Source organism: Pseudomonas ceruminis (assembly GCF_021602025.1).
Taxonomy (GTDB): Bacteria; Pseudomonadota; Gammaproteobacteria; order Pseudomonadales; family Pseudomonadaceae; genus Aquipseudomonas; species Aquipseudomonas ceruminis.
On sequence record NZ_BQHW01000004.1, the window covers coordinates 310384 to 326268 of the forward strand.

Consider the following 15885-nt stretch of genomic DNA (forward strand, 5'->3'; position numbering starts at 1 on the left):
CTACAATCCCGCCCTTGTCGTTCAGCACTGCTACAGGATTCTCCATGTCGGTTCCCTTCGTTCACCTGCGCGTCCACTCCGAATTCTCGCTGGTCGACGGCCTGGTGCGGATCAAACCGCTGGCCAAGGCGCTGGCTGGAATGAACATGCCGGCGGTGGCGATCACTGACCAGAGCAACATGTGCTCGCTGGTGAAGTTCTACAAGACCGCCATGGGTGCCGGGATCAAGCCGATCTGCGGTGCCGACCTGTGGCTGGCCGGTGCCGACCCTGAGGCACCGCTGTCGCGCCTCTGCCTCTTGGCCATGAACCCTGCGGGTTACCGTAACCTTACCGAGCTGATTTCGCGCGGCTGGACCGACGGCCAGCGCAATGGCCTGGTGATTCTCCAGCGTGACTGGATCGCTCCGGCCAGCGAGGGGCTGATTGCCCTGTCCGCAGGCAAGGAAGGCGATATCGGCCAGGCCCTGATGGCCGGCCGGAGCGACGAAGCCGAGGCGCTGCTGCGCGACTGGCTGGGCATGTTCCCCGAGCGTTTCTACGTCGAACTGCAGCGTACCAACCGTGCCGGTGATGAAGAGTACGTGCACGCCGCCGTGGCCCTGGCCGACCAGCTCGGTGCGCCGCTGGTGGCAACCAACGATGTGCGCTTCATCAAGCAATCAGACTTCGATGCCCACGAAAGCCGCGTCTGCATCGGCGAGGGCTGGACCCTGGACGACCCGCGGCGCCCGCGGATGTACAGCGACCAGCAATACCTCAAGAGCGCTGAGGAAATGGCCGAGCTGTTCAGCGACCTGCCCGACGCCATTGCCAACACCGTCGAGATCGCCAAGCGCTGCAACATCCAGGTGCAACTGGGCAAGTACTTCCTGCCCGACTTCCCGACGCCCAATGGCATGGGCATTGATGACTACCTGCGCCATGTTTCCCATGAAGGTTTGGAGGAGCGCCTGGCGGTGCTCTGGCCCAAGGAGACCACGCCCAATTACGAAGAGAAGCGCCAGGTCTATCTGGACCGGCTGAAGTTCGAGCTGGACATCATCATCCAGATGGGTTTCCCCGGCTACTTCCTGATCGTTATGGACTTCATCAAGTGGGCCAAGAACAATGGCGTGCCCGTCGGCCCAGGCCGAGGATCGGGTGCCGGTTCGCTAGTGGCCTATGTTCTGAAGATCACCGACCTCGACCCGCTGGCCTACGACCTGCTGTTCGAGCGCTTCCTCAACCCTGAACGTATTTCCATGCCCGACTTCGACGTCGACTTCTGCATGGATGGCCGTGACCGAGTGATCGATTACGTGGCCGAAGCGTACGGTCGCAACGCGGTAAGCCAGATCATCACCTTCGGCACCATGGCCGCCAAGGCGGTGGTGCGTGACGTGGCGCGGGTTCAGGGCAAGTCCTACGGCCTGGCTGACCGCCTGTCGAAGATGATCCCGTTCGAAGTGGGCATGACCCTGGAGAAAGCGTACGAGCAGGAAGAAATCCTGCGCGACTTCCTCAAGGGGGACGAAGACGCCCGCGAAATCTGGGACATGGCGCTCAAACTCGAGGGGGTGACCCGGGGCACCGGTAAACACGCCGGTGGCGTGGTAATCGCCCCGACCAAGCTCACCGATTTTTCGCCGATTGCCTGTGACGAAGAGGGCGGTGGCCTGGTAACCCAGTTCGACAAGGACGACGTCGAAGCCGCCGGCCTGGTCAAGTTCGACTTCCTCGGTTTGCGTACCCTGACCATCATCAAGTGGGCAATGGAGACGATCAACCGCGAGCAGGCCAAGAACAACCTGCCCGACGTCAACATCGACTTCATCCCGCTGGATGACCGCAAGACCTACGAGCTGTTGCAAAAAGCCGAGACCACGGCGGTGTTCCAGCTCGAATCGCGCGGCATGAAAGAGCTGATCAAAAAGCTCAAGCCCGACTGCCTGGAAGACCTTATCGCACTGGTGGCACTGTTCCGCCCCGGCCCGCTGCAATCGGGCATGGTGGACGACTTCATCAACCGTAAGCACGGCCGCGCCGAACTGGCCTACCCACACTCGGACTACCAGTACGAAGGCCTGAAGCCTGTTCTGGCGCCAACCTACGGCATCATTCTGTATCAGGAACAGGTGATGCAGATTGCGCAGGTGATGGCGGGCTATACCCTTGGCGGCGCCGACATGCTGCGCCGGGCCATGGGTAAGAAAAAGCCCGAAGAGATGGCCAAGCAGCGCGGTGGTTTCATCGAAGGCTGTGTCGCCAACAACATCGATGCAGACCTGGCCGGCAACATTTTCGACCTGGTGGAGAAGTTCGCCGGCTACGGCTTCAACAAATCCCACTCGGCCGCCTATGGCCTGGTTTCCTATCAGACCGCCTGGCTCAAGACACACTACCCGGCGCCGTTCATGGCCGCGGTACTGTCGGCGGACATGCACAACACCGACAAGGTGGTCGTGCTGATCGAAGAGGTTCGCAGCATGAAGCTGCGCCTCGATGCGCCGGACGTGAACGCTTCGGAGTTCAAGTTCACGGTCAATGACGACGGCCGCATCATCTATGGCCTTGGCGCCATCAAGGGGGTCGGGGAGGGGCCGGTCGAGGCCATCGTCGAGGCACGTGCTGAAGGCGGCCCGTTCAAAGACCTGTTCGATTTCTGTGAGCGGGTCGACCTCAAGCGGGTCAACAAGCGCACCCTCGATGCGTTGATCCGCAGCGGTGCCCTGGACCGCCTCGGTCCGCACTTCCATGACGAGATCAAGGCGTACCACGCCAGCATCGACATCAACCGTGCCACCTTGCTGTCGGCGTTGGAAGAAGCCATCAAGGCCGCTGAGCAGACCGCACGCACCGCTGACAGTGGCCATGTCGACCTGTTCGGTGGCCTGTTCGTCGAACAGGACTCCGACGTCTATGCCAACCACCGCAAGGTACGTGAACTGACGCTCAAGGAGCGCCTGAAGGGCGAGAAGGACACCCTTGGGGTGTACCTCACCGGCCATCCGATCGACGAGTATGAAGGTGAGATCCGCCGGTTTGCCCGCCAGCGCATCATTGACCTGAAACCGTCCCGCGAAACACAGACCATCGCCGGAATGATCATTGCGCTGCGGGTGATGAAGAACAAGAAGGGTGACAAGATGGGCTTCGTCACCCTGGACGACCGCTCAGGGCGTATCGAGGCGTCGCTGTTTGCCGATGCCTATATGGGTGCCCAGGCACTGTTGCAGAACGACGCAATGGTGGTCGTCGAAGGTGAGGTCAGCAACGATGACTTCTCCGGTGGCCTGCGCCTGCGGGTGAAGCAGGTGATGACCATGGAAGATGCGCGCACCAAGCTGGCCGAAAGCCTGCGCCTGAAGGTTGCCCATGATGCGCTCAAGGGTGACCGCCTGGCCTGGCTGGGCGAGTTGATCACCCGCCACCGTGGCGGATGCCCGATCACCCTCGAATACACCGGCAGCGACGCCAAGGCCATGCTGCAGTTCGGCGACCAATGGTCGATCGACCCCGCCGATGGCCTGATTCAGGCGCTGCGTGACCAGTTCGGGCGTGAGAACGTCTTCCTGCAATATCGTTGAACCGACGAAATTTAATCTCGACCTGAATGCGCCTGATCCCTTAAGGTAGGGCGCCAAACGGATCAACCGGCCGGCCGCCTGGCCGTAGACCCAAGACGGATGACTATGAACCCGAATTTTCTCGATTTCGAACAGCCGATTGCCGACCTGCAAGCCAAGATCGAAGGGCTGCGCCTGGTGGGCAACGACAATTCGCTGAACATCAGCGATGAAATTGCCCGTCTGCAAGACAAGAGCAACACCCTGACCGAAAGCATCTTCGGCAACCTGACCAGCTGGCAGATCGCTCGTCTGGCCCGTCACCCACGTCGTCCATATACCCTGGACTACCTGGAGCACATTTTTACCGAATTCGAAGAGCTGCACGGCGACCGCCACTTCTCGGACGATGCCGCTATCGTGGGCGGTACCGCGCGACTGGATGGCAAGCCGGTCATGGTCATTGGCCATCAGAAAGGTCGCGAAGTGCGCGAAAAGGTCCGCCGCAACTTCGGTATGCCTCGCCCTGAAGGCTACCGCAAGGCTTGCCGCCTGATGGAAATGGCCGAGCGTTTCAAGATGCCGATCCTGACCTTCATCGATACCCCGGGCGCCTATCCTGGGATCGACGCTGAAGAGCGCAACCAGAGCGAGGCGATCGCCTGGAACCTGCGCGTCATGGCGCGTCTGAAGACCCCGATCATCGCCACCGTGATCGGTGAGGGTGGTTCTGGCGGTGCGCTGGCCATCGGTGTGTGCGACCAGCTGAACATGCTGCAGTACTCCACCTACTCGGTGATTTCGCCGGAAGGCTGTGCTTCGATCCTGTGGAAGACTGCCGACAAGGCCGCTGACGCTGCCGAAGCCATGGGTATCACCGCCGAACGTTTGAAGAGCCTGAACATCGTCGACAAGGTGATCGAAGAGCCGCTGGGCGGCGCGCACCGCGACCCGGCGAAAATGTCCGAAAGCATTCGTGCTGACCTGGTTCAGCAACTGGACATGCTGGGCAAGTTCGACAACGACGCGCTGCTGGCCCGTCGTTATGAGCGCCTGATGAGCTACGGCCTCTGACAGCGCTTGGGGCCGCGCTGCGGCCCCAGCGTTTTCGAATGATGTGAGGCGTCCATGATCAACCTCACCCCCTGGCTCAACGCGCCTGCCTGGCACATCGCCTTCTCCGGCGGCCTCGATTCCACTGTCCTTCTGCATTTGCTGGCCGATTACGCGCGCAGCCACTCCACGCCCCCGCTGCACGCCATCCACATCCATCATGGTCTGCAACCCGCCGCCGACGCCTGGCCAGCCCACTGCAAGGCAGTCTGCGACCGCCTGGGCATCGAACTCTCCATCGTCCACATCCAGGTCGCTCCCGGCGCGAGCCTCGAACAGGCTGCCCGCGATGCCCGCTATGCGGCATTCAGACGCATCCTGGGCCCCGGTGAGGTGTTGTTCACCGGCCAGCACCGCGAAGACCAGGCCGAAACCCTGCTCTTTCGTCTATTGCGCGGCGCCGGCTTGCGCGGCCTGGCTGCGATGCCCGCACAGCGCCAGTTGGGGCAGGGCAGCCTGGCCAGGCCGCTGCTGACGTGTTCACGCCAGCAATTGCATGACTATGCCCAAACCCACGGGCTGATCTGGATCGAAGACCCCTCCAACCGCGACACGGCATTCGCCCGCAACTTCCTGCGCAACGACGTCTTCCCCGTGTTGCAGAAACGTTGGCCGCAAGCCAGTCAGAACCTGGCCCGTTGCGCCGCGCACCTTGGCGAAGCGCAGGGGCTGCTCGATGAGCTGGCAGAGGGCGACCTGACAGCATGCCGGGAGGGCGCACCCAGCACCTGGCCGGGGTTGGACTCCCTCGATCTCGCGGCCCTCGCCGCCTTATCGCCGGCGCGCCAGCGCAATGCGCTGCAGCACTGGCTGTGCCAGCGAACGCGTTTGCCGGATACCCGTCATTGGGCGGGCTGGGCCGAGCTTCGCGATGCTGCAGTCGATGCCCAGCCCGTGTGGAAACTGACCGATGGGCAACTGGTGCGCAGCCACGGTCGGATCTGGTGGTTGAGTGGTGCTTGGTTGCAACCTGCCGTCGGCCCGCAGCGCTGGCGTCAGCCCCAAATCCCGTTGTCCCTGCCTGGCAATGGCAGCGTCCACCTGCAGGGGCGCCCTACGGGCGATCTGCATATCGCCTACCGTCAGGGCGGTGAAGTACTGGACGTGCCCGGCCGTGGCAAGCGCGACCTCAAGCGCTTGCTCAACGAACTGCAGGTCCCACACTTCGTGCGTCCGAGGTTGCCGCTGCTGTACGGCGGCGAGCGCCTGTTGGCAGTGGCCAACCTGCCCCAGCTCGGGCAGGCGGATTGCCAGTTGCACTGGCAACCTCCGACGAACGCGCAAGGTTTGAGCTGAAGGGTACATTCCGGTAGACTACCCTCCCTTCTTGATACAACTTCTGTGGCTTCCTCGGAAACACAGCAGTTGCCGATTACCAAGCAGTTTTTTGCTGGGCTGATTCTTAAAATGACGAGCGAGCTCCATGCCGGGGATTCCCCTGGTCTGTACAGACGCGGCAGTTTTTCGAGATGCACTGTGATTGACGCAGGTGATCGGGGGCTTCGGCCTTCCTTCGCTTTCTCCGGCGGCGCTGGCCGCCTTAACGCAGACTTCTAGGGTTTTTCATGACGCGCTACATATTCGTCACGGGCGGTGTTGTTTCTTCATTGGGGAAAGGCATTGCCTCGGCTTCCCTGGCGGCCATCCTGGAAGCGCGGGGGCTCAAGGTCACCATGCTCAAGCTGGATCCGTACATCAACGTCGATCCTGGCACCATGAGTCCGTTCCAGCACGGTGAAGTATTCGTCACCCAGGACGGCGCCGAGACCGACCTGGACCTGGGCCACTACGAGCGGTTCATCCGCACGACCATGACCCAGAACAACAACTTCACCACCGGCCGTATCTACGAGCACGTGCTGCGCAAGGAGCGTCGTGGTGACTACCTGGGTGCGACCATCCAGGTCATCCCGCACATCACCGACGAGATCAAGCGCCGCATCATCAAGGGCGCCGGCGATGCCGACGTGGCCCTGGTGGAAATCGGCGGTACCGTGGGCGACATCGAGTCGCAGCCGTTCCTCGAGGCTATCCGCCAGCTGCGTGTCGAAGTGGGCTCCAAGCGCGCCATGCTGATGCACCTGACCCTGGTCCCGTACATCGCCACCGCAGGTGAAACCAAGACCAAGCCGACCCAGCACTCGGTCAAGGAACTGCGCTCCATCGGCCTGCAGCCTGATGTGTTGATCTGCCGTTCCGACCACCCGGTGGATGCCTCGTCGCGTCGCAAGATCGCGTTGTTCACCAACGTCGAAGAGCGTGCGGTCATCTCCCTGGAAGACGTCGACACCATCTACAAGATCCCTGGCGTATTGCATGCCCAGGGCCTGGACGACTTCGTCGTCGAGCGTTTCGGCCTGCAGTGCAATGGCGCCGACCTGTCCGAGTGGGACAAGGTGGTCGATGCCAAGCTCAACCCTGAGCACGAAGTGACCATCGCCATGGTCGGCAAGTACATGGAACTGCTGGATGCGTACAAGTCGCTGATCGAAGCGATGAGCCACGCCGGCATCACCAACCGCACCAAGGTCAACCTGCGTTACATCGACTCCGAAGACATCGAGAACCAGGGCACCAGCCTGCTCGAAGGCGCCGACGCCATCTTGGTACCCGGCGGTTTCGGCCTGCGTGGCGTGGAAGGCAAGATCACCGCCGTGCAATACGCACGTGAAAACAAGGTGCCGTACCTGGGTATCTGCCTGGGCATGCAGGTGGCGGTGATCGAGTTCGCCCGTAACGTGATGGGCTGGAAGGACGCCAACTCCACCGAGTTCGACCGTAACAGCGGCCACCCGGTTGTCGGCCTGATCACCGAGTGGGCCGATGCCACCGGTGCCGTCGAGACCCGCACCGAAGCGTCCGACCTGGGTGGCACCATGCGCCTGGGCGCGCAGGACTGCCAGATCGTCGCCGGTTCCAAGGTGCACGACTGCTACGGCAAGGACGTGATCACCGAGCGTCACCGTCACCGTTACGAAGTCAACAACAACCTGCTGCCGCAACTGATCGACGCAGGCCTGGTGGTTTCTGGTCGTTCCGAAGATGGCGCGCTGGTGGAAGTGGTCGAGTCGAAGGATCACCCATGGTTCGTCGCCTGCCAGTTCCACCCGGAGTTCACCTCCACCCCACGTGACGGCCACCCGCTGTTCAGCGGCTTCGTCAAGGCCGCTCTGGCACAGAAGAGCAAAGCCTGATCCAGGGCTTTGATGAGTTTTCCGACGGTAGAAACCGCGCAAAGCTCATTTCTCGGGTAAAGTACCGCCCGATCTGCCCCTGACCTGCCGGTCAGGGGCTGCTTCTGCCAGGCCTGCCTGCCGCATCTACGCCTGGCACAAGGCAAGAATTTCCTAAAGCTGCGTTGTTTTCGTCAATTCTGGAGTGCTTACAACAATGGCAAAAATCGTCGACATCAAAGGTCGTGAAGTTCTCGATTCGCGTGGCAACCCCACCGTGGAAGCCGATGTACTGCTCGACAACGGCATCATCGGCAGCGCGTGCGCGCCGTCCGGTGCTTCCACCGGCTCGCGCGAAGCGCTGGAGCTGCGTGATGGCGACAAGAGCCGTTACCTGGGCAAGGGCGTGCTGAAGGCCGTCGCCAACATCAATGGCCCGATCCGTGACCTGCTGCTGGGCAAGGACCCTTCGGACCAGAAGGCCCTGGACCGCGCCATGATCGAACTGGACGGTACCGAGAACAAGGCCAAGCTGGGCGCCAACGCCATCCTGGCTGTTTCCCTGGCTGCCGCCAAGGCCGCTGCCCAGGACCAGGACCTGCCGCTGTACGCGCACATCGCCAACCTGAACGGCACCCCAGGCCAGTACTCGATGCCAGTTCCGATGATGAACATCATCAACGGTGGCGAGCACGCCGATAACAACGTCGACATCCAGGAGTTCATGGTTCAGCCGGTTGGCGCCAAGACCTTCTCCGACGGCCTGCGCATGGGCACCGAAATCTTCCACCACCTCAAGGCCGTGCTCAAGGCCCGTGGCCTGAACACTGCCGTGGGTGACGAAGGCGGTTTCGCACCTAACCTGGCTTCCAACGAAGACGCTTTGGGCGCGATCGCCGAAGCCGTCGAGAAAGCCGGCTACAAGCTGGGCACCGACGTTACCCTGGCACTGGACTGCGCGGCTTCCGAATTCTACGAAGACGGTAAGTACAACCTGTCCGGTGAAGGCAAGTCGTTCGACGCCGAAGGCTTTGCCGAGTACCTGAAGGGCCTGACCGAGCGTTTCCCGATCATCTCGATCGAAGACGGCCTGGACGAGTCCGACTGGGCCGGCTGGAAGATCCTGACCGACAAGATCGGCGAGAAGGTGCAACTGGTCGGTGACGACCTGTTCGTGACCAACACCAAGATCCTCAAGGAAGGCATCGAGAAGGGCATCGGTAACTCGATTCTGATCAAGTTCAACCAGATCGGCTCGCTGACCGAAACCCTGGAAGCCATCCAGATGGCCAAGGCTGCTGGCTACACCGCAGTTATCTCGCACCGTTCTGGTGAAACCGAGGACTCGACCATTGCCGACCTGGCCGTGGGTACCGCTGCAGGCCAGATCAAGACTGGCTCGCTGTGCCGTTCCGACCGCGTTTCCAAGTACAACCAGCTGCTGCGTATCGAAGAGCAACTGGGCGCCAAAGCGGTTTACCGTGGTCGCGCCGAGTTTCGCGGCTAAGCAAGAGATGGTAAAAAGACAGCAGCCGAGGCTGTCGGAACTTTCGTACTGAAATTTCTGGCGCTTCATGCGGGTTTCTGTCGACGAAGCCTGGCCTCGGCCAGGCTTCGTGCTATTTGAGGCCTGCCTGTATGCGGCGGTCTTTTTAACCTGGATACCTTGATGCGCAGTCCCTATTGGTTGTTCCTTGTCCTGCTCCTGCTGCTCGGTGGCCTGCAGTACCGCCTTTGGGTGGGTAACGGCAGCCTGGCGCAAGTGGCCGAGCTCAAGCAGCAGATCGACGAGCAGCATGCCGAGAACGAGCGGCTGCTGGAGCGTAACCGCGTGCTCGACGCCGAGGTCCTGGAGTTGAAGAAAGGTATGGAGACCGTCGAAGAACGGGCTCGTCATGAACTGGGAATGGTCAAAGAGGGCGAAACCCTCTTCCAGCTGCCACAAAAATGATCGATACATTACCGGCTTTCTGGGCCGTGATTCCTGCTGCGGGTGTCGGTGCCCGCATGGCTGCAGACCGCCCCAAGCAATATTTGCAATTGGGTGGGCAAACCCTCCTCGAGCATAGCCTCGACTGTTTTCTAGGCCATCCGACGCTCAAGGGCGTGGTGGTCAGCATCGCTACGGATGACCCTTACTGGCCTGGCTTGCGCTGCGCCAGCGATCCACGCATCCAGCGTGCGACCGGTGGCCACGAACGTGCGGACTCAGTACTCAATGCCTTGCTGCTGTTGCACGCCCAAGGGGCGTCGGACAGCGACTGGGTGTTGGTGCACGATGCGGCGCGGCCGAACCTGGCGCGCGCTGACCTGGACCGTTTGTTGTCGGAACTGGCGGACGACCCCGTAGGGGGGCTGCTGGCGGTACCCGCGCGGGATACCCTCAAACGTGCCGATGCCAATGGCCGGGTGAGCGCTACCGTGGACCGCAGCACCATTTGGCAGGCTTATACGCCACAGATGTTCCGCCTGGGGGCCTTGCACCGGGCCTTGGCGGAGTGTTTGGTGTCCGATGTGGTGGTGACCGATGAAGCGTCCGCCATCGAATGGGCGGGCCAGGCGCCGCGTCTGATCGAAGGGCGCAACGACAACATCAAGGTGACCCGGCCGGAGGATCTGGAGTGGCTCCGCCAGCGCTGGGCCAACCGCCACTGAGTTGCCTGTGCGAGGCCTGGAGGCTCAGCTGAGCCTCTCAAGCAACCCGATACGCTGGCAACTGCGCCAACCCTTCCTTCAGATAGTCCACCAGCCGCCGGACCTTCGGCGACAGGTGCCGCTGTTGCGGGTACAGTGCCCACACCGCCGTGTTCGGTGGCTGATGCGCTTCGAGCAGCGACATCAGTGCGCCATTGTTGAGATGTTCCAGCACGTAATAGTCCGGCAACTGGCACAACCCCATCCCCAGCAACGCGGCATCCAGCACCGCTTGCCCGCTGTTGCAGCGCCAGTTGCCCTGTACCCGCTGGCTGATCTCGCGGCCATCCTGCTGCAATGCCCACAGGTCAGAACTGCCGACCAGGCAGTTATGCCGGGCCAGCTCCGACAGGCTGTGCGGTCGGCCATAGCGTTCCAGATAGGCAGGCGAGGCACACAGGTACATGCGCCGCGGTGCCAGGCGCGTGGCTACCAGCCTGGAATCGGCAAGCCGCCCCAGCCGCACCGCAAGGTCCATGCCTTCATGCAGCAGATCGAGCGTGCGGTTGCTCAGTTCCACTTCGATACGCAACTGCGGGTACTGCGCCATGAAGCGAGTGACCAGCGGCACGATGAACCGCTCTCCGTAGGCCACGGCGCACGTCATGCGCAGCAGCCCTTTGGGCTCGCTGGCCAAGTCGCCCATGGCACGCATCGCTTCTTCGCGACCGTCCTGCAGACGCTGGCAGTGCTGCAGGAATGTCTGCCCAGCTTCGCTCAGCGTGACACGGCGGGTGCTGCGATACAGCAGGCGCGTTTGCAGGCGTTCTTCCAGGCGGGCGATCTGCCGGCTGATATGTGAAGACGACACGCCCAAGCGCTCGGCAGCGGCGGTGAACTGACCGGACTCGGCCACCGCAACGAATTCGTCGATGCCTTCCCAGCGACTGCTCATCGATTATCCCTGTACAGCAATAATGTTTTGTCCTTGCTCGGATTATTAACCAAAACGAGCTGAATTACACTGCAAGCCTGAATTGTCCTTCTGTCTGGAGACCCTTGATGATCAAGTCCCGCGCTGCCGTCGCCTTCGAGGCCAAGAAACCCCTGGAAATCGTCGAAGTGGACGTCGCCATGCCCAAGGCGGGCGAGGTGCTGCTGCGCGTGGTCGCCAGCGGTGTCTGCCACACTGACGCCTACACCCTGTCCGGCGCTGACCCTGAAGGCATCTTCCCGTCGATCCTCGGCCATGAAGGCGGCGCTATCGTCGAGGCAGTGGGCGAGGGCGTCACGTCGGTAGCCGTCGGTGATCATGTGATCCCGCTGTACACCCCAGAGTGCGGCCAGTGCAAATTCTGCCGTTCGGGCAAGACCAACCTGTGCCAGGCCATTCGGGCCACTCAGGGCAAGGGCCTGATGCCGGACGGTACCACCCGCTTCTCGTACAAAGGCCAGCAGCTGTTCCATTACATGGGCACCTCGACCTTCTCCGAGTACACCGTGCTGCCGGAAATCTCCGTGGCCAAGATCCAGAAACAAGCACCGCTGGAAAAGGTCTGCCTGCTCGGTTGCGGCGTGACCACCGGTATCGGCGCAGTGCTCAACACGGCCAAGGTCAAGGCAGGTGACACTGTGGCCATTTTCGGCCTGGGCGGTATCGGCCTGTCGGCGGTGATCGGTGCGGTCAAGGCCAAGGCCTCGCGCATCATCGCCATCGATATCAACCCGGCCAAATTCGAAATCGCCCGCCAGCTGGGTGCCACTGACTGCATCAACCCGAAAGACTACGACCGCCCGATTCAGGAAGTGATCGTCGACCTCACCGATGGCGGCGTGGACTTTTCCTTCGAATGCATCGGCAATGTGCAGCTGATGCGTGCTGCCCTGGAGTGCTGCCACAAGGGGTGGGGTGAATCGGTGATCATCGGTGTGGCCGGTGCCGGTCAGGAGATCGCTACCCGTCCGTTCCAGCTGGTGACCGGCCGCGTCTGGCGCGGTTCTGCCTTCGGTGGCGTGCGTGGTCGTACCGAGCTGCCAAGCTACGTGGAAATGTCCGAGAAGGGCGAGATCCCGCTGGACACCTTCATCACCCATACCATGGGCCTGGAGGACATCAACAAGGCCTTCGACCTGATGCACGAAGGCAAGAGCATTCGCAGCGTGATCCACTTCTGAGGTCTGCCATGAGCCTGGATAACATCTCCTGCCAGAAGAGCTTCGGCGGCTGGCACAAGCGTTACCGGCATCAATCCAAGGTGCTGGGCTGCGACATGGTGTTTGCTGTCTACCTGCCACCGCAGGCCGAGCAGGACGAGAAGTTGCCCGTGCTGTACTGGCTGAGCGGCCTTACCTGCACCGATGAGAACTTCATGCAGAAGGCCGGCGCCCAGCGCTTGGCTGCCGAGCTTGGCCTGATCATCGTCGCGCCGGACACCAGCCCGCGTGGCGCGCAGGTGCCGGGCGACCCTGATGGCGCCTGGGACTTTGGGCTGGGGGCGGGTTTCTACCTCAACGCCACCCAGCAGCCCTGGGCCCAGCACTATCGCATGCATGACTATGTGGTGCATGAGCTGCCGGCACTGATCGAGGCGCACTTCCCGGCCTCTGACCGGCGCAGCATCAGTGGCCACTCGATGGGCGGGCATGGCGCGCTGGTGTGCGCCCTGCGCAACCCGGGGCGCTATCGGTCGGTATCGGCGTTTTCGCCGATCAGCAATCCGATGGATTGCCCCTGGGGTGAAAAGGCTTTCAGCCGCTACCTGGGTGACGACCGTGCGCGCTGGCGGGAATGGGATGCCAGCGTGCTGCTGGCCGAGACGCCTGCGGGCGAATGCCCGCCGCTGCTGGTCGATCAGGGCGACCGGGACGACTTTCTCGCACAACAGCTCAAGCCTGAGGCGCTGGAGCAGGCGGCACGCAAGGGCGGCCATGGGCTGACTCTGCGCCTGCAGCCTGGCTATGACCACAGCTACTACTTCATTGCCAGCTTCATCGATGAACACCTGCGCCATCATGCGGTGGCACTGGGCAGGGTGTAAGGCTGCGGTCCAAAAGCCGCCCAACCACCTGCAAAGCAGGTAGAATCACGCCCTGACTCAATCAGGGCGTTTTTCTATGCGTATTGGCCACGGCTACGATGTGCACCGTTTCTGCGACGGTGATTTCATTACCCTGGGTGGGGTGCGTATCCCCCACAAATACGGCCTCCTGGCCCATTCCGACGGTGACGTGCTGCTGCACGCCCTGAGCGATGCCCTGCTTGGCGCGGCAGCGCTGGGTGATATCGGCAAACACTTCCCCGATACCGACCCGCAGTTCAAGGGCGCCGACAGCCGCGTACTGCTGCGCCATGTGGTCGGCATTGTCCAGGCCAAGGGCTGGAAAGTCGGCAACGTCGACACCACCATCGTTGCCCAGGCGCCAAAGATGGCCCCGCATATTGAAGCTATGCGCCAACAGGTCGCTGAAGACCTGCAGGTCGAGCTCGACCAGGTCAACGTCAAAGCCACCACCACCGAGAAACTGGGCTTCACGGGTCGCGAGGAGGGCATCGCCGTGCATGCGGTCGCCCTGCTGCTGCCAGCATGACCGAACAGGACCTGCTGGGCCCGCGCGCCTCGGGTGATTCGCTGGGTAGCGCCGTGCTCAAGGCAGTGGCGGAAGACTTCCAGGTCGACGAAGTGCTGGACATCCCGTTGTCCGGCCAGGGCGAGCACCTGTGGCTGTGGGTCGAAAAGCGTGACCTCAACACCGAAGAGGCCGCTCGTCGTCTGGCCCGTGCCGCCGGTGTGCCGGTGCGCTCGATCAGCTATGCCGGCCTCAAGGATCGTCAGGCCCTGACGCGGCAGTGGTTCAGCCTGCACCTGCCGGGCAAGGCCGACCCAGACCTGTCGCGGGCAGAAGATGCCAGCCTGCGCGTACTCAAACAGGTACGCCACCAGCGCAAGCTGCAGCGCGGTGCCCACTCGGCCAATGGCTTCACCCTGCGCCTGACGGCCATGACGGCCGACCATCAGGCACTCGATGCCCGCCTGGCATTGCTCAAGCAGCAAGGGGTGCCGAATTATTTCGGCAGTCAGCGCTTCGGGCATGCTGGCGGCAACATCCACGACGCTCAGGACTGGGCTGCGCGCAAGGCTCTGCCGGAGCAGCGCAATGTGCGCTCGCGCCTGCTGTCTGCCGCACGCAGCTATGTGTTCAATCAGGTGCTGGCGGCCCGTGTTGCCGATGGCAGTTGGCAGCGCGCTCAGGTCGGTGACCTGCTGGCGTTCACCGACAGCCGTAGCTTTTTCCCTGCTGGCGAGCAGGAATGTAGCGATCCGCGCCTGGCCATTCTCGATTTGCACCCCACCGGTCCGATGTGGGGTGAAGGCCCGACACCCGCAGCGGGTGTGGCTGGCGAACGGGAGGCGGCCGTCGCCGCGCAGCATCCAGCGCTGTGCCAATGGCTTGCCGGTGCAGGCATGAGTCAAGAACGGCGCATCCTGCGGCTCCCTATTGGCGGCCTGACGTGGCATTATCCCGAGCCTGATATCCTGCAACTGGAATTCGTCCTTCCGGCCGGATGCTTCGCCACCGTCGTGGTGCGCGAACTCGTCGATCTGGTGCCGGCAGGGCAGACGGACAGCCCATGCGTATTCTGATTTCGAATGACGACGGTGTTACCGCACCTGGCCTCGCCGCGCTGCATGCTGCGCTGGCGGATTATGCCGAGTGCGTTGTGATCGCCCCGGATCAAGACAAGAGCGGCGCCGGCAGTTCGCTGACGCTGGACCGGCCGCTGCACCCGCAGACCCTGGCCAACGGCTTCATCAGCCTCAATGGCACGCCCACAGACTGCGTGCACCTGGGGCTCAATGGGCTGTTGCCCTATACGCCGGACATGGTCGTGTCGGGTATCAACCTCGGTGCCAACCTGGGCGATGACGTGATCTATTCCGGCACGGTGGCGGCTGCGCTGGAAGGGCGTTTTCTGGGGGGCACGTCGCTGGCGTTCTCGTTGTTGTCGCGCCTGCCCGACAACCTGCCAACCGCGGCCTATATCGCCCGCCGCCTGATGGAGGCGCAATCGCGCCTGACACTGCCGCCGCGCACCGTGCTCAACGTCAATATCCCCAATCTGCCGCTGGAGCACATTCGGGGTATCCAGCTGACCCGCCTCGGTCACCGGGCGCGGGCTGCGGCGCCCACCAAGGTGGTCAACCCGCGTGGCAAGGAAGGCTACTGGATCGCCGTGGCCGGTGACGCCGAGGATGGCGGGCCGGGTACCGACTTCCATGCGGTGATGCAAGGTTACGTGTCGATCACTCCGCTGCAGCTGGACCGCACGTTCAACGACGCTTTCGAGCAGCTCGATGGTTGGCTGGAGGGCGTGCTCTGATGCGCGAACAGGACGATCTGCAGCGCCGTGGTATCGG

The 15885-nt window shown here is 62.4% G+C and carries 13 protein-coding genes; 12 read left to right on the top strand and 1 reads right to left on the bottom strand.

Going from position 1 to position 15885, the window contains the following annotated elements:
- Positions 1-44 precede the first annotated feature (44 nt).
- The 7 genes from dnaE (at position 45) to ispD (ending at position 10489) form a co-directional block, all read left to right on the top strand.
- A complete protein-coding gene (gene dnaE, locus L6D80_RS07405) occupies positions 45-3569 on the top strand; it encodes a DNA polymerase III subunit alpha (RefSeq protein WP_176513203.1) in 3525 nt (1174 codons plus the stop codon).
- Positions 3570-3674: 105 nt separating this feature from the next.
- Positions 3675-4622 carry an acetyl-CoA carboxylase carboxyltransferase subunit alpha gene (locus tag L6D80_RS07410; protein ID WP_054902103.1) on the top strand — a complete coding sequence of 316 codons (948 nt, stop codon included), beginning with the start codon at positions 3675-3677 and terminating at the stop codon, positions 4620-4622.
- A gap of 54 nt (positions 4623-4676) precedes the next feature.
- Complete coding sequence (tilS, locus tag L6D80_RS07415) at positions 4677-5957, top strand: tRNA lysidine(34) synthetase TilS (protein WP_176513205.1); 1281 nt, start codon at positions 4677-4679, stop codon at positions 5955-5957.
- Between the two features lie 269 nt (positions 5958-6226).
- Positions 6227-7855 carry a CTP synthase gene (locus L6D80_RS07420; protein ID WP_054902101.1) on the top strand — a complete coding sequence of 543 codons (1629 nt, stop codon included), beginning with the start codon at positions 6227-6229 and terminating at the stop codon, positions 7853-7855.
- A gap of 196 nt (positions 7856-8051) precedes the next feature.
- Positions 8052-9341: a phosphopyruvate hydratase gene (gene eno, locus L6D80_RS07425; RefSeq protein ID WP_027920020.1), complete on the top strand. Its 1290-nt coding sequence runs from the start codon at positions 8052-8054 to the stop codon at positions 9339-9341.
- A 162-nt stretch (positions 9342-9503) separates the two neighbouring features.
- Positions 9504-9785: a cell division protein FtsB gene (gene ftsB / locus L6D80_RS07430; protein WP_023534037.1), complete on the top strand. Its 282-nt coding sequence runs from the start codon at positions 9504-9506 to the stop codon at positions 9783-9785.
- Positions 9782-10489, top strand: a complete 708-nt coding sequence (gene ispD / locus L6D80_RS07435) for a 2-C-methyl-D-erythritol 4-phosphate cytidylyltransferase (RefSeq protein ID WP_176513207.1) — start codon at positions 9782-9784, stop codon at positions 10487-10489. The genes ftsB and ispD overlap by 4 nt, the downstream gene beginning before the upstream one ends.
- A gap of 37 nt (positions 10490-10526) precedes the next feature.
- On the opposite strand, the gene L6D80_RS07440 is transcribed toward ispD, so the two are convergent.
- Positions 10527-11423: a LysR substrate-binding domain-containing protein gene (locus L6D80_RS07440; RefSeq protein WP_054902099.1), complete on the bottom strand. Its 897-nt coding sequence runs from the start codon at positions 11421-11423 to the stop codon at positions 10527-10529.
- 107 nt (positions 11424-11530) lie between these two features.
- Here L6D80_RS07440 and L6D80_RS07445 point away from each other — a divergent pair, with 107 nt between their 5' ends.
- The 5 genes from L6D80_RS07445 (at position 11531) to surE (ending at position 15848) form a co-directional block, all read left to right on the top strand.
- Positions 11531-12643 (top strand): S-(hydroxymethyl)glutathione dehydrogenase/class III alcohol dehydrogenase, encoded by a 1113-nt coding sequence (locus L6D80_RS07445; protein WP_054902098.1) that lies wholly within the window; start codon positions 11531-11533, stop codon positions 12641-12643.
- Positions 12644-12651: 8 nt separating this feature from the next.
- Positions 12652-13506, top strand: a complete 855-nt coding sequence (fghA, locus tag L6D80_RS07450) for an S-formylglutathione hydrolase (protein WP_176513209.1) — start codon at positions 12652-12654, stop codon at positions 13504-13506.
- 76 nt (positions 13507-13582) lie between these two features.
- Positions 13583-14056: a 2-C-methyl-D-erythritol 2,4-cyclodiphosphate synthase gene (gene ispF, locus L6D80_RS07455; protein ID WP_054902096.1), complete on the top strand. Its 474-nt coding sequence runs from the start codon at positions 13583-13585 to the stop codon at positions 14054-14056.
- Positions 14053-15111: a tRNA pseudouridine(13) synthase TruD gene (gene truD, locus L6D80_RS07460; protein WP_176513211.1), complete on the top strand. Its 1059-nt coding sequence runs from the start codon at positions 14053-14055 to the stop codon at positions 15109-15111. The genes ispF and truD overlap by 4 nt, the downstream gene beginning before the upstream one ends.
- Positions 15099-15848, top strand: a complete 750-nt coding sequence (gene surE / locus L6D80_RS07465) for a 5'/3'-nucleotidase SurE (protein WP_176513213.1) — start codon at positions 15099-15101, stop codon at positions 15846-15848. Before truD ends, surE begins: the two co-directional genes overlap by 13 nt.
- The last annotated feature ends 37 nt before the right edge of the window (positions 15849-15885 follow it).